This is a genomic window from Pseudomonas sp. UBT, assembly GCF_050915955.1.
Lineage (GTDB): Bacteria > Pseudomonadota > Gammaproteobacteria > Pseudomonadales > Pseudomonadaceae > Aquipseudomonas > Aquipseudomonas antarctica_A.
The window spans coordinates 830,609-845,207 of record NZ_CP168079.1 but is presented as its reverse complement, the minus strand read 5'-3'; the positions used below and the strand labels follow the sequence as shown (position 1 = coordinate 845,207).

General features: G+C 57.4%; 14 protein-coding genes. 8 read left to right on the top strand and 6 right to left on the bottom strand.

Translation table 11 applies throughout. The annotated features are described in order from the left end of the window. The first annotated feature begins 42 nt into the window (after nt 1–42). Nucleotides 43–819 carry a ferredoxin--NADP reductase gene (locus tag ACDZ94_RS03930; RefSeq protein WP_407017092.1) on the top strand — a complete coding sequence of 259 codons (777 nt, stop codon included), beginning with the start codon at nt 43–45 and terminating at the stop codon, nt 817–819. Nucleotides 820–861: 42 nt separating this feature from the next. On the opposite strand, the gene mscL is transcribed toward ACDZ94_RS03930, so the two are convergent. Then, entirely contained in the window at nt 862–1,278 is a 417-nt protein-coding gene (gene mscL / locus ACDZ94_RS03925) for a large-conductance mechanosensitive channel protein MscL (protein ID WP_064454222.1), read from the bottom strand. A gap of 286 nt (nt 1,279–1,564) precedes the next feature. Here mscL and katB point away from each other — a divergent pair, with 286 nt between their 5' ends. The 4 genes from katB to ACDZ94_RS03905 are packed head-to-tail and all read left to right on the top strand — an operon-like array spanning nt 1,565 to nt 5,867. Continuing rightward, a complete protein-coding gene (gene katB, locus ACDZ94_RS03920) occupies nt 1,565–3,106 on the top strand; it encodes a catalase KatB (protein WP_432751098.1) in 1,542 nt (513 codons plus the stop codon). Between the two features lie 57 nt (nt 3,107–3,163). Then, the gene (locus ACDZ94_RS03915; RefSeq protein WP_221295678.1) at nt 3,164–3,703 is read left to right on the top strand and encodes an ankyrin repeat domain-containing protein; all 540 of its coding nucleotides are present in this window, start codon (nt 3,164–3,166) and stop codon (nt 3,701–3,703) included. A 35-nt stretch (nt 3,704–3,738) separates the two neighbouring features. Further along, nucleotides 3,739–5,106, top strand: a complete 1,368-nt coding sequence (radA, locus tag ACDZ94_RS03910) for a DNA repair protein RadA (RefSeq protein ID WP_053258110.1) — start codon at nt 3,739–3,741, stop codon at nt 5,104–5,106. Between the two features lie 26 nt (nt 5,107–5,132). Next, the gene (locus ACDZ94_RS03905) at nt 5,133–5,867 is read left to right on the top strand and encodes a hypothetical protein (protein ID WP_221296146.1); all 735 of its coding nucleotides are present in this window, start codon (nt 5,133–5,135) and stop codon (nt 5,865–5,867) included. A gap of 27 nt (nt 5,868–5,894) precedes the next feature. Here ACDZ94_RS03905 and ACDZ94_RS03900 read toward each other — a convergent pair whose 3' ends face one another. The 4 genes from ACDZ94_RS03900 to ACDZ94_RS03885 all read right to left on the bottom strand — a co-directional run bounded on the left by ACDZ94_RS03900 (nt 5,895) and on the right by ACDZ94_RS03885 (nt 9,534). Then, nucleotides 5,895–6,641 (bottom strand): sulfite exporter TauE/SafE family protein, encoded by a 747-nt coding sequence (locus ACDZ94_RS03900; protein WP_432751097.1) that lies wholly within the window; start codon nt 6,639–6,641, stop codon nt 5,895–5,897. 38 nt (nt 6,642–6,679) lie between these two features. After that, nucleotides 6,680–7,609, bottom strand: coding sequence for a LeuA family protein (locus ACDZ94_RS03895; protein ID WP_221295677.1), 930 nt, complete (start codon nt 7,607–7,609; stop codon nt 6,680–6,682). A 25-nt stretch (nt 7,610–7,634) separates the two neighbouring features. After that, nucleotides 7,635–8,780 (bottom strand): mandelate racemase/muconate lactonizing enzyme family protein, encoded by a 1,146-nt coding sequence (locus ACDZ94_RS03890; protein WP_432751096.1) that lies wholly within the window; start codon nt 8,778–8,780, stop codon nt 7,635–7,637. A gap of 385 nt (nt 8,781–9,165) precedes the next feature. Beyond that, nucleotides 9,166–9,534, bottom strand: coding sequence for a PilZ domain-containing protein (locus ACDZ94_RS03885; RefSeq protein WP_432751095.1), 369 nt, complete (start codon nt 9,532–9,534; stop codon nt 9,166–9,168). Nucleotides 9,535–9,708: 174 nt separating this feature from the next. Here ACDZ94_RS03885 and ACDZ94_RS03880 point away from each other — a divergent pair, with 174 nt between their 5' ends. The 3 genes from ACDZ94_RS03880 (at nt 9,709) to yjiA (ending at nt 13,134) form a co-directional block, all read left to right on the top strand. Next, on the top strand, nt 9,709–11,775 hold the full coding sequence (locus tag ACDZ94_RS03880; protein WP_064454217.1) for a carbon starvation CstA family protein: 2,067 nt from the start codon (nt 9,709–9,711) through the stop codon (nt 11,773–11,775). A gap of 15 nt (nt 11,776–11,790) precedes the next feature. Continuing rightward, the gene (locus ACDZ94_RS03875) at nt 11,791–11,988 is read left to right on the top strand and encodes a YbdD/YjiX family protein (protein WP_003176208.1); all 198 of its coding nucleotides are present in this window, start codon (nt 11,791–11,793) and stop codon (nt 11,986–11,988) included. A gap of 186 nt (nt 11,989–12,174) precedes the next feature. Beyond that, nucleotides 12,175–13,134 carry a GTPase gene (yjiA, locus tag ACDZ94_RS03870; RefSeq protein WP_064454216.1) on the top strand — a complete coding sequence of 320 codons (960 nt, stop codon included), beginning with the start codon at nt 12,175–12,177 and terminating at the stop codon, nt 13,132–13,134. Nucleotides 13,135–13,331: 197 nt separating this feature from the next. Here the strand turns inward: yjiA and glyA are convergent, their stop codons facing one another. Further along, the gene (glyA, locus tag ACDZ94_RS03865) at nt 13,332–14,585 is read right to left on the bottom strand and encodes a serine hydroxymethyltransferase (protein WP_064454215.1); all 1,254 of its coding nucleotides are present in this window, start codon (nt 14,583–14,585) and stop codon (nt 13,332–13,334) included. Nucleotides 14,586–14,599: the final 14 nt, after the last annotated feature.

The window sequence follows — 14,599 nt, the reverse complement described above, 5'->3', positions numbered from 1 at the left end:
ACTTTGGGGGACACTAGGGGTACCTGTTGAACGGAGACCCCCATGACGGCCAGTGCTGAGAAATTTACCCGCCAGACGTTGCTCGACGTGCAATCGCTGACCCCTAGCCTGTTTACCCTGCGCACCACACGCGATCCGGGCTTTCGGTTTACTGCCGGCCAGTTTGTGCGCCTGGGGGTGAGCAAGGCGGATGGGAGTACCGTATGGCGTGCTTACTCCATCGTGTCGTCGCCGTTTGACGAGCACCTGGACTTCTTCTCTATTGTTGTTCCGGAGGGCGAGTTCACCAGTGAGTTGAGCCGGCTACAGGTGGGTGACACCTTGATGGTGGAGCGCCAGGCCACAGGCTTCCTGACCCTGAACCGCTTTGTGGACGGGCGCGACCTGTGGTTGTTGGGCACCGGTACCGGGGTGGCGCCGTTTCTGTCGATCCTGCAGGACTTCGAGGCCTGGGAGAAATTCGAGCGTATCGTTCTGGTGTACAGCGCCCGCGAGGCCAAAGAGCTTGCGTATCAGCACCTGATTGCAGCGTTGGGTGAGCGAGAGTACCTGGCCGAATACGCCCATAAACTCGTCTACATCCCCATCGTTACGCGTGAACAGCATCCCGGGGCGCTGAACGGGCGCATTACCACGCTGATCGAGAATGGCGAACTGGAACGCGCTGCTGGCGTCGCGCTGACCCCCGAATTCTCCCGCGTGCTGATTTGCGGCAACCCGCAGATGGTCGATGACACACGGCAACTGCTCAAACAACGCGACATGCAACTGAGCCTGAGCCGGCGCCCAGGGCAAGTGGCGGTGGAAAATTATTGGTAAAAAAAAGGCGCCTGCAATAGGCGCCTTTCTGGGTCCACCGATTTAAAGCGGCTTGTTGTTCTGAGCCTTGAGCAGATCACGGATCTCCGTCAGCAACTCTTCCTCTTTGCTCGGCGTTGCCGGCAGGGTCGGCGCCACGGCCTCTTCACGCTTGAGGCGGTTGATCGCTTTTACGCCCATGAAGATCGCAAACGCGATGATCACGAAGTCGATAATGCTTTGGATGAATTTGCCGTAAGCCAGTACCACGGCCGGAGCACTGCCTTGCGCCGCCTTGAGTTGCACGGCCAGGTCAGCGAAGTCCACGCCACCGATCAGCAGACCGATGGGCGGCATGACCACGTCGCCTACAAACGAGGAAACAATCTTGCCGAAGGCGGCGCCGATGATGATACCGACGGCCATATCGACCACATTACCTTTGACCGCGAAGGCCTTGAACTCACTGATCACGCCCATAGGTTATTCCTTGTTACAGATGAGAAGGGTGGAGGTCAGTGTAATTCAGTCGTAGGCGGCTTGCGCGACACAACCGTTAACACTGTCAATTTTTATCGACACATTAAATCGCAAATAGTTTGCAAAGTGCCACCAATCGCGCGCGAAATACTCGCTGTTTCAGTGGGTTACCACACTTTTTTCTTAATCGTACCGGTGGTGTTTTTCTATTTATCTTCTGACTCGCAGGTCACTAGCCTCTGGCAAGCACAACTGAATGTGCACAAAAAAACCAGAGGACACCTCGATGAATACTCCAATGAGCCGCGGGCCGGTTTCAGCGCGATACGCGTTGGCACTGGTGACCGCCAGCCTGCTTTCCCTCTCTGTACAAGCCGCCAACCTGACCCGCGATAACGGCGCTGCCGTGGGTGACAACCAGAACTCCCAAACGGCCGGGGCCAATGGCCCGGTGCTGCTGCAGGACGTGCAGCTTATTCAAAAACTGCAGCGCTTCGACCGTGAACGCATCCCGGAACGTGTGGTGCACGCGCGTGGCACCGGCGCCCACGGTACCTTCACCGTCACCGACAACCTCAGCGACCTGACCAAAGCCAAGGTCTTCGCCGCAGGTGAAGCGACGCCGGTATTCGTGCGCTTCTCGGCCGTGGTCCACGGCAACCACTCTCCAGAAACCCTGCGTGACCCGCGCGGCTTCGCCACCAAGTTCTACACCGCCGAAGGCAACTGGGACCTGGTAGGAAACAACTTCCCGACGTTTTTCATCCGTGACGCCATTAAGTTTCCGGACATGGTGCACGCGTTCAAACCCGACCCACGCACTAACCTGGACGACGACTCCCGTCGCTTTGACTTCTTCTCCCATGTTCCCGAGTCCACCCGTACGCTGACCGAGCTGTACTCAGACTCCGGCACCCCGGCCAGTTATCGGGAAATGGACGGCAACGGCGTACATGCCTACAAGTTGATCAACGCCAAAGGCGAAGTGCACTACGTCAAGTTCCACTGGAAGAGCCTGCAAGGCATCAAGAACCTCGATCCCAAGCAAGTTACCGAGGTGCAAGGGCGTGACTACAGCCACATGACCAATGACTTGGTTACCCACATCAACAAGGGCGACTTCCCCAAGTGGGACCTGTATGTGCAAGTGCTTAAACCCGAGGACTTGGCCAAGTTTGATTTCGACCCGCTGGACGCCACCAAGATCTGGCCGAACGTGCCGGAGCGTAAAGTCGGGCAGATGGTGTTGAACCGCAACCCGGCGAATGTCTTCCAGGAAACCGAGCAAGTGGCCATGGCCCCGGCCAACCTGGTCCCGGGCATCGAACCGTCGGAAGACCGCTTGCTGCAAGGCCGGGTGTTCTCCTACGCCGACACCCAGATGTACCGCCTGGGGCCGAATGCCCTGCAACTGCCGATCAACGCACCCCGCGTCACCGTCAACAACGGTAACCAGGACGGCGCGATGAACTTCGGCAAAACCACCACCGGCGTGAACTACCAGCCAAGCCGGCTGTTGCCACGCGAAGAGCCGCAAACCGAGCGCTACAGCCAGTCGGCGCTGTCGGGTAGCACCCAGCAGGCGAAGATCCAGCGTGAGCAGAACTTCAAGCAGGCCGGTGACTTGTACCGCACCTACAGCAAGAAAGAGCGTCAGGACCTGATCGAAAACTTCGGCGGCTCGCTGGCGACGACTGATGATGAGAGCAAGCACATCATCCTGTCGTTCCTCTATAAAGCTGACCCGGAGTACGGCACGGGTGTGACCAAGGTCGCCAAAGGTGACCTGGCTCGCGTTAAAGCGCTGGCAGAAAAACTGACTGACTGACGTTGGTTCCGGTCGACGCCCAGATCAGGGTGTCGACCCCCTGTTAGGAGAAAACCCATGCGAATCTCTCTCGGTTTACTGATGGCAATGCTCGCCTTCGTCGCCCATGCCGAGGCCCCCGACCCGGTCGCGCTCAAGGCGCAGTTACAGGACTACTACTTCGACGCCGCCCGCCGTGGCGATGTCGATATGCTCAACACCTTCATCGAATCCGGCTACAGCCTCAATACCCAGGACGACAAGGGTTACACCGCGCTGATCCTTGCCGCCTACCACGGCCAGGGGTCTTTCGTGGAGCGCCTGCTCAACGCCGGCGCCGACGCCTGCGTGCAGGACAAACGCGGCAATACGGCGTTGATGGGGGCAATCTTCAAAGGTGAGTTGAAAATCGCCCAACGGCTGCTGGCCACCAACTGCAACCCCGACCAGCGCAACGGCGCCGGGCAGACCGCCGCCATGTACGCCGGGCTGTTCAAGCGCATCGAGCTGATGGATGAATTAAAAGCCAAGGGCGCCGACCTCAACGCCGAGGACCCGATCGGCAACAGTGCTTCACGATTAGCCAGTGGTGAAATCCGGACCCCGGCGCCGCGCTGAGCTATCATCGCGGTTTTTCGGTTGGAGGTTCTCAAATGGCAAAGGCCAAGCGCATGTACGGCTGCACGGAGTGCGGCGCGACCTTTCCCAAGTGGGCCGGCCAATGCTCCGAGTGTGGCGCGTGGAACACCCTGACTGAAACCATGATCGAAAGCGGCGGCGCCGCAGCCCCCACCGGCCGAGCGGGCTGGACCGGGCAACAGGCGCAGATCAAGACCTTGGCCGAAGTCAGTGTTGAAGAGATCCCGCGTTTCTCCACGGCTTCCGGTGAGCTGGACCGCGTGCTCGGCGGTGGCCTGGTGGACGGTTCGGTGGTGCTGATCGGTGGCGACCCCGGCATCGGTAAATCAACCATCCTGTTGCAAACCCTGTGCAGCATCGCCAGTCGCATGCCGGCGCTGTACGTCACCGGCGAAGAATCCCAGCAGCAAGTGGCCATGCGCGCCCGTCGCCTGGGCCTGCCCCAGGATCAACTGCGGGTAATGACCGAAACCTGCATCGAAAGCATCATCGCCACGGCCCGCATCGAAAAGCCCAAGGTCATGGTGATCGACTCGATCCAGACGATTTTCACCGAGCAGTTGCAGTCGGCACCTGGCGGCGTATCCCAGGTGCGTGAAAGCGCGGCGCTGCTGGTGCGGTATGCCAAGCAAAGCGGCACGGCGATCTTCCTGGTCGGCCATGTGACCAAAGAAGGCGCGCTGGCCGGGCCACGGGTGCTTGAGCATATGGTCGACACTGTGCTGTATTTCGAAGGCGAATCCGATGGCCGCTTGCGATTGCTGCGGGCGGTGAAGAACCGCTTTGGCGCAGTCAATGAGTTGGGCGTGTTCGCCATGACCGACCGAGGTTTGAAAGAAGTCTCTAACCCGTCGGCCATTTTTCTCACACGTGCCCAGGAAGAAGTTCCGGGAAGTGTGGTGATGGCGACGTGGGAAGGCACTCGGCCAATGCTGGTGGAAGTGCAGGCGCTGGTGGATGACAGCCACTTGGCCAACCCGCGCCGGGTCACGCTGGGTCTGGATCAGAACCGCCTGGCGATGTTGCTCGCTGTGCTACACCGTCACGGCGGCATTCCCACCCATGACCAGGACGTATTCCTCAACGTGGTTGGCGGGGTCAAGGTGCTGGAAACCGCCTCCGACCTGGCCTTGATGGCGGCGGTGATGTCCAGCCTGCGCAATCGGCCGCTGCCCCATGACTTGTTGGTGTTCGGTGAAGTCGGCCTGTCGGGCGAGGTGCGCCCGGTGCCGAGTGGCCAGGAACGCTTGAAAGAAGCGGCCAAGCACGGTTTCAAGCGCGCAATTGTGCCCAAGGGCAATGCGCCGAAAGAATCGCCGCCGGGCTTGCAGGTTATTGCGGTCACGCGCCTGGAGCAGGCGTTGGATGCACTTTTCGAATAAACGTGGAGCAATCAGGGATGAGCGCAATGCAACAGACCCATCGTTGGGGGGTATGTGCCCTGTTCGTGGCCTTGCTCGGGTTACCGGGCATTGCCTTGGCTGAGTCGGCCACACTGCCGGCCGGTTACCGCCTGGCCCAGAAGTTGGCGACGGAAGACGGCAGCGTGTTGCAGGTGCTGGAAGACCAGCGCATCAGCGCGCAGTTGCACAAGGACAGTTGGGGCAATGGCCTGGATGAGGACTCGTTTGACGAGCCCGGCGATCTGGTGGAGAACCCGTTGCTCAACGCTCAGGTACGCTTACTGTCGGCCTCCGGCACGATGCTGGCGCACGACGATCTTGGCTATCCCTTGGCCAAGGTCCAGAAGGCTCCGCTCAAAGGCCTGCCGGAACCCGTGTACTTTTTGATCATCGACCAGACGGCACCGATGGGCAGTTACAGCGGCCCGGCGACTCAACTGCTGCTGCCGGCCAAACAGCAACTCAAGCCGATGAGCTATAAGGGCGCCGACGGTAAGGTCGAGCCTCTGACCCTGGCCCAGACCGGCAAAGCCGCGTGGCAGATTGCTACGCCGGCCAACGCTGGCGCGGATGAGCTACTGCAAGTGTCGTCCTTCATGGACGGTGACGGCGACGACGATTTCGCAACCCGCTATACGACCTATCGTTTTGTCGACGGGCAATGGCAGGCTGAGTCGAGTCAGAAGGCGGGCTACTGGGAAAACGAAAATGATTTCCCTGCGCGTGCGGCGTTCCCCTGAACTGTCGTTTTTTCCGTGAGAGAGCCACTACCAGAAGAGCATTTTCAACGCCAGGGCAATGACGACGACGTTGAACGCGCTTTCCATCCACTTATCGCCTTTCTGTAGAGCAAACTTGGCGCCCGCATTGGCGCCAAATAGCGTGCCTATAATCAGGCAACATCCGTACTGCCAATTAATGATGCCGCTAACACCGAATATTATTAACGAGCCGACTGAAAGGATAAGGCCTCCCACCTTGCGAGTGCCAATTGACTCACTGATCGTTTTTTTAAAAAATATAATGTACAAATAAGTTGATAATTTGGCCTGCCCGCCGAATAAACCTCCAATCATGCCCACGGGAACGAATAGAACATAGCCGCAAAAGCGTCTGAGCGATGACGGGGTGGTCGCCGGCGCGTGGGGCTTCCTGATGAGTGAAAGCGCCACCAGTAGCAGTGTCAGGCCGCCAATGATTTTATGCAGCAGCGCGGGATCTATTTGCACGAGCAGACTGGCACCGACCAAGGCGCCGGCCAACCCAAGTGCGGCAGCAGGGGCCGCTAGCCTGTAATCCACTTTTCCCTTGTTATGAAAGTGTCTTAAACCTGCAAACATCGTCCCTACCGAAGCCAGGCGGGCTGTCGCTATCGAAGCCTGTGGGGGTATTCCGAGCCAGATCATCACCGGTACTGTCAGAAATACACTGCCCCCCGTATTGGTCCCGATAAAACCCGTTATAACACCTAACATCACCAACCCAGCGCCTGTCAGCCACTCATGCTCAATCATATTGATGGGCCTGCCTCCCTGATGAAGTGCATTAATTGTTATTCGCTCAAGTAGAGGGGGTCTACCCAATGGTAGCAATTGCGGTCCCTGGTATTGGCGGTCAGATGAAGTTTTGCGGTGTGCACAAAGCTATATTCACCAATGATCGGGCGACGGCGATCAAAGGTGTCACCCATGGCTTTTGATACAAGACTGCTGAGCTTCAATACCTTCTGGCTTTTGCCGCTACACAATATTGAATTGAAATGAAGATTTGTAATCAGTAGGCAGGTCTCAGTGATACCGCAGCGTTCACCAATGCCATTCACGGTACAGGATACAAAGGTGGCACCTGCTTCGACGGATGCCAGTGTATTTGCCATGGCCAAACCTCTGTCGTCATGGAAATGCACTTCCAGGTCCATGTGGGGTAATGTCTGTTTAATCAGCTGTACGGTGGATCGAACCTTAAAGGGTTCACAGATGCCCAGTGAGTCTGCATAACAGATACGGTCGGCGCCAGCGGCTTCGGCGATTTTATAGGTTTCGATCAAATCTTCTGGATCAGTTCTCGAGGCGTCCTCAATGGTGTATCGCACGTTCAACCCTAGCGATTTTGCATACAGGACGCTGCGCCGGACAAGTTCTTGTATCTCTTCTTTTGTTTTTCTGAGCCTGTATTTTTGTGAGGCCTCGTTAATGCCTGCAAATATCCCTATCCAGTTAGCCCCCGTTGCATAAACAGCATCAATGTCATCGCGATGCGCGCGCGAGTGCGCCAATATGTTTTTGGCAAGTCTCGACTTCACCAGTGAGGAGACTCGGTCAAACTCCTGCTTTGATGCATAGGGGTGACCGGCTTCGATAAAGTCGATGCCCGCGTCCGCGAGCGCACGGCCAATGGCCAGCGTCGACTTGACGGTCAGCTTTACGCCTGGCGCTTGATTTCCTTCTCGCAACGTTGAGTCGACAAGCGTAATAAATGTCATCACACGCAATCCATTGTCTTGAGGGTTAGAAGTGCATCGAGTGTTCGACGACTTTGCAGTGTGACGAATACGTCAACAGTTTATCTTCGTTGACTTCAACGCCGAGTCCGGGTTTGTCGATAGCCAGTGTTACTCTGCCGTCGCAAAATGAATAACCGCTTTCGTCAACAATATCATCGGCGAACCTCTCGGCAGGACATCCATAGCCAGTGGTTGCCACATTTTTCAGTGTGGCAACAAAATGATGAAGCGCTGCAGTGCCAATACCGAAGGGGTGCATGCTGCCCGTGCTGACGTGTAGGTCTGCAACTTCAGCAGCGGCACACAGTCGACGTGAGGCTAATATTCCTCCGGATTTAAAGGGTTTCAAGCATATAGCGTGTGCTGCATTGAGGCTGATGATGTCCTTGAGGTCTCTAGGAGTAAACAGGCTTTCATCGGCAATGATAGTCGTCGCTACATTGCGCTTTACTTCCGCTAACCCAGCGATGTCATGACCTGGCGTTGGTTGCTCGACAGCGAAAACGCCATACTGCTCAATACGCTTTATAAATTGGATGGCGGTGGGGACGTCGTAGGCGCAGTTGGGGTCTACTTCGAGCTCAAAGCGATCTCCTAGCGCATGTCTAACCGCTTTAAAACAAGCGTAGTCATCTTCCAGTACCCCGGAACCTTTCAGTGTCAATCGGTTGTAACCCAGTGCCTGTAGTTGAACTGCCCGCTCAGTGACCTCTCTGGCGGAGGCAAATGGCAAGCTTCGGCTGACGGTGTAACTGAGGTTGTATGCACCACCCAACAAGTTACAAACCGGAACGTTAAGCACTTTGCCCGCGAGGTCTAAAAGAGCATGATCAATCGCACACTTGGCAAATAGATGCCCTTTGATTAGCGTGTCGAGTTGACCCATGATAACTTCGAATGCGCAAGGGTCTTTGCCAATGATTGCCGGGCATAGATAACTTTCAAGGACGGCCAACATGGTTTCGGGAGTATCGCCTTGAGCAGGATAGCGTCTTGAGATAATTCCGGACTCTCCCCACCCTACCAAGCCAGTGTCGGTGGTTAACTTTAACACTATATGCCGCCCCTTCGGCGTTATATTGGTAGCGGTTTGGTAGGGGTTTTTATAGGGGATTTCGGTCAAGAAGATTTCAGCTTTGGCAATAAGCATACTTTAACGTCCTGTTAGAGGGTCGGGCTGGAAACGCAGGTAAAATGTAGTTTATTAATTACATTTTTATCAAGTATGCGAACCGTTTCGTCTTAATGGTCAATCATGAAAATAATTTCATTTTTGGAGGTATTGATTTTTAAAGAAAAGAGAGGCGTTGCTTGTTTTTTTCACTGAATTCAAAGTGGATCGAATTGTTACAGTTTTAATTAAAATGACGTATGTCGTATTTGTGGGTGGTTTATATGTTTCTCGGTGCTCGTGTAGGAGGGGGCTTATGATGATTTGATCTAAATATATGACTTTTATTTATGAGGGTGTAGCCGAGGCTGACGCGTGAGTGCATCTATTCAGACACCCGTAGCCTCTCCGGGTTAGAGGGTTTTCAAATCTCTAACAATGCCCCCAGCTCACGCTCCAGTTCTTCCTGATCGCCCAGGTTTAGCTCGATCAACCGCCGCAGGTGGCTGATCGAGTCCAAGTCAATGTGTTCGCACATAAAGCCTAACTGACTGTGATCCTCGTGAGTCAGCCGTACCTGCATCTGCACGTCGGTCTCAGGGTCCAAGTGGATATCCACGTCAAAGCGTTCAGCGGCATTGCCCAGCCAAGGCGATGGGCGCTGTACCAACAAGCCCTTCAGCGACAAATCCACTAACTGCACCGGCCATTCCTGGCCGTTTTGCCGAAGTTCGGTCTTGGCATCAAAGGCTATTCGGCGAAAACGGCGGCGATCAGACGGTTGCTCGGTCATGGTGAAACCCTCGGTGATATAGAGGGATTGTAGCTCCGCGCCACTATTGGGCCGGTTTTTCCGCTTTTTTGCCCCCTGAAGGCTCTAGACCAACGTAGGGGGCTGGTCTTTGAGGCCAGTAGCGCTAAACTCGGGCTGGCTGTCCTTTCTGTCCACCCTGGCTGGAATATAAAAATGAAAAATAATAATAGCCTGCTACGCCACCTACCCTGGCTGCTGCTGGCAATCGTAGGAGCGTGCGCCCTGGGCGTAGTGGCCTTGCGCCGCGGCGAGGCGATCAACGCCTTGTGGATTGTGGTCGCTGCAGTGGCCATCTATCTGGTTGCGTACCGTTACTACAGTCTGTTCATCGCTAACAATGTGATGCAACTTGATCCACTGCGGGCCACCCCGGCAGTGCTCAATAATGATGGTCTGGACTACGTGCCGACCAACAAACACATCCTATTCGGTCACCACTTTGCGGCGATTGCCGGTGCAGGCCCGTTGGTCGGCCCGGTACTGGCGGCGCAAATGGGCTACCTGCCAGGCACCCTGTGGCTGATTGCCGGGGTGGTGCTGGCCGGTGCGGTGCAAGACTTCATGGTCCTGTTCCTGTCCACCCGTCGCAACGGCCGTTCCCTGGGGGACATGGTTCGCGAAGAGATGGGCCGCATTCCCGGGACCATCGCGCTGTTTGGCTGTTTCCTGATCATGATCATCATCCTCGCGGTGCTGGCGCTGATTGTGGTCAAGGCCCTGGCCGAGAGCCCTTGGGGCATCTTCACGGTGATGGCAACTATCCCGATCGCGATGTTCATGGGCGTGTACATGCGCTACATCCGCCCGGGCCGCATTGGTGAGATCTCGGTGATCGGCGTGCTGTTGCTGCTGGGTTCGATCTGGCTGGGCGGGCAGATTGCCGCTGACCCGGTCTGGGCCAAGGCCTTCTCCTTCACCGGAATCCAGATCACCTGGATGCTGATCTGCTACGGTTTCGTCGCGGCGGTACTGCCGGTGTGGCTGATCCTGGCACCACGGGACTACCTCTCCACCTTCCTCAAAATCGGCACGATCATCGCCCTGGCGATCGGCATCCTGGTCACCATGCCCGTGCTGAAAATGCCGGCCCTGACCCAATTCATCGACGGCACCGGCCCGGTGTGGAAGGGCGGCCTGTTCCCGTTCCTGTTCATCACCATTGCCTGTGGCGCGGTCTCGGGTTTCCACGCGCTGATTTCCTCGGGCACCACGCCCAAGCTGCTGGATAACGAAGTCAACGCCCGTTACATCGGCTACGGCGCGATGCTGATGGAGTCGTTCGTTGCCATCATGGCCATGGTTGCTGCTTCGGTGATCGAGCCAGGCGTGTACTTCGCCATGAACAGCCCGGCTGCCGTGGTGGGTGCGGATGTGGTGACTGTGGCACAAACCGTCAGCAGCTGGGGCTTTGCGATTACCCCGGAAGCCTTGACGGCGGTGGCGCATGACATCGGCGAAACCACCATCCTGGCGCGTGCCGGCGGTGCGCCGACGCTTGCGGTGGGTATCGCGCAGATCCTGCACAGTGTGCTGCCGGGTGAAAACACCATGGCATTCTGGTACCACTTTGCGATCCTGTTCGAAGCCTTGTTCATCCTGACGGCGGTGGATGCCGGTACACGTGCGGGTCGCTTCATGCTGCAAGACCTGCTCGGCTCCTTCGTGCCGTCCCTCAAGCGGACTGACTCCTGGCCGGCCAACCTGATTGCGACCGCCGGTTGCGTGGCAATGTGGGGTTACCTGCTGTACCAAGGCGTGATCGACCCGCTCGGTGGCATCAACACCTTGTGGCCGCTGTTCGGTATCTCCAACCAGATGCTGGCCGGTATCGCGCTGATGCTCGCCACCGTTGTGCTGATCAAAATGAAACGCCAACGCTACATCTGGGTGACCATGTTGCCGGCTGTCTGGCTGCTGATCTGCACCGTGACCGCAGGCTTCATCAAGCTGTTCGACGCTAACCCGGCGATCGGCTTCCTGTCGCTGGCCAAGAAGTACAGCGATGCCCTGGCCGGCGGCCAGATCCTCGCCCCGGCCAAGAACATCGACCAGATGCAGCACGTGATCTGGAACGCCTACACCAACGCAACGCTGACGGCGCTGTTCCTGTTCGTGGTGTTCAGCATCCTGTTCTATGCGCTCAAAGTCGGCGTCGCCGCTTGGGGCAACAAAGAGCGTACGGATAAAGAAGCCCCGTTCCAGGCCGTACCGGACGCGTAATCGAGGATTGCAACCATGTTCAATGACATCAGTCGCCTCGGTAAATACCTCGGTCAGGCCGCGCGCCTGATGGTCGGCATGCCCGACTACGATACCTACGTCGAGCATATGCAAACCAAGCACCCGGACAAACCGATGATGGACTACAAGGCGTTCTTCCGGGAACGCCAGGAAGCCCGTTACGGTGGCAAGGGTGGGCCTAAATGCTGCTAACCCGGTAAGTTGGGCTTGCAGTGATCCCATGTGGGAGCGGGCTTGTGTGGGAGCTGGCTTGCCTGCGAGAGCATCAGCTCGGTCTGACGGGAGGACCGAGTTGTCTGCATCGCAGGCAAGCCAGCTCCCACATAGGTCTGCTCCCACATTTGTTTTGTGTTCCTTCAGTTATCAGGAGAACTGTCTTTGTCCTCTCCCATCCCCGTCACCATCCTCAGCGGCTTCCTCGGCGCCGGCAAAACCACCTTGCTGCGCCACCTGCTTAAAGCCGAGCACGGCCTTAAAATCGCCGTGATCGAAAACGAATTCAGTGACGCCGGTATCGACACCCAGCTGCTGGGCGCCGAACCGGTGCAAGTCATGACCCTGTCCAACGGCTGTGTGTGCTGCACCATCCACACCGACCTGACCAAAGCCCTGTACCTGCTGCTTGAACGCCTGGACAGCGGCGAGATTGCCTTCGACCGGCTGGTGATCGAGTGCACCGGCCTGGCGGACCCCGCGCCCGTGGCCCAGACCTTCTTTATCGATGAAGAACTGCGCGAGCGCTACATCCTCGACGGCATCATCACCCTGGTGGATGCGGCGCACGCCGAGCATCACCTGACCCAGACCATCGCCCAGGCCCAGATCGGTTTCGCCGACCGCTTGCTGGTGAGCAAGCGCGACCTGGTGGATGAGGCGACCTTCGACGCCCTCAGCCAACGCTTGACCCGTATCAACCGCCGAGCGCCGATTCGGGTGGTCGACCACGGCGCCATCGACCTGGCTGAGTTGCTTGATGTTCGCGGCTTCAACCTCAACGCCGGCATGAGCCTGCGCCCGGTCAGCGCTGCGCCGTCCATCGACCGCATCTCAAGCCTGGTGCTGCGCACCGACCAGCCGCTGGATATCGACCGCCTCAGCGCGTTCATGAACGAGTTGCTGGAAGACCACGGCAAGCAACTGCTGCGCTACAAGGGCGTGCTGAATATTGCCGGGGAAGACCGGCGCATGGTGTTCCAGGGCGTGCTCAAACTCTACGGTTTCGATTGGGATACCGAATGGGCCGAGGGAGAGCAGCGCGAAAGTGTGATTGTGTTTATTGCTGACGAATTGCCGGAAGACAAGATTCGCGAGGGCTTTGCCCGGGTCTATCAACCCTGACTTGAAATGCGATCAAAAAATGTGGGAGCGGGCTTGCTCGCGAATACGGTGTATCAGTTACAAATAAGCTGGCAGGTCCACCGCTTTCGCGAGCAAGCCCGCTCCCACATGTGACTGTATTGCAGGTTGAGCAAGCAGGGTTTTCAGGCATAAAAAAGCCCGGCGCAAGGCCGGGCTTTTCATTCAAGCAACTGCAATCAAGCGCCGTATACCGGCAGCTTTTTGCAGATGGCCTTGACCTTCTCACGGACCGCGTCGATCACGGCTTCGTTGTTCAGGTCAGCCAGGATGTCGCAGATCCAGCCAGCCAGTTCCTTGCACTCTGCTTCCTTGAAGCCACGAGTGGTCACAGCCGGGGTGCCGAAGCGCAGGCCGGAAGTGACGAAAGGCGAACGTGGGTCGTTCGGCACGGAGTTTTTGTTCACGGTGATGAAGGCTTTGCCCAGGGCGGCGTCAGCGTCTTTACCGGAGATGTCCTGCTTGATCAGCGACAGCAGGAACAGGTGGTTTTCAGTACCGCCAGAGACAACGTCGTAGCCGCGTTCGATGAACACACCGGCCATGGCCTTGGCGTTTTTCACGACTTGCTGCTGGTAAGTCTTGAACTCAGGCTGCAGGGCTTCTTTGAAGCAGATCGCTTTAGCGGCGATCACGTGCTCCAGCGGGCCACCTTGGGCGCCTGGGAATACGGCAGAGTTCAGCTTCTTCTCGATCTCGGCGTTGGCGCGAGCCAGGATCAGGCCGCCACGTGGACCGCGCAGGGTCTTGTGCGTGGTGGTGGTCACGACGTCAGCGAAAGGCACCGGGTTCGGGTAGACGCCTGCGGCGACCAGACCGGCTACGTGAGCCATGTCGACGAACAGGTAAGCGCCGACTTTGTCAGCGATTTCGCGGAAACGCGGGAAGTCCAGGATCTGCGAGTAGGCAGAGAAACCGGCCACGATCATTTTTGGCTTGTGTTCAACTGCCAGACGCTCGACTTCGTCGTAGTCGATCAGGCCGTTGGCATCGATACCGTATTGAACGGCGTTGTACAGCTTGCCGGAGGAGGAAACGCTGGCGCCGTGGGTCAGGTGACCGCCGTGGGCCAGGCTCATGCCCAGGATGGTGTCGCCGCCTTGCAGCAGGGCCAGGTACACGGCGCTGTTGGCTTGGGAGCCGGCGTGTGGCTGGACGTTGGCGTAATCGGCGCCGAACAGTTCCTTGGCGCGATCGATGGCCAGTTGCTCAACCACGTCGACGTACTCGCAACCGCCGTAGTAGCGCTTGCCTGGGTAGCCTTCGGCGTACTTGTTGGTCAGAACCGAACCTTGAGCCTCCATAACCGCAGGGCTGGTGTAGTTTTCCGAAGCGATCAGCTCAATGTGCTCTTCCTGGCGCACGGCTTCTTGCTCCATGGCGGCAAAGAGATCGGCGTCGTACTTGGCAATAGTCAAATCACGGCTGAACATGGCGGTCCTCAAGG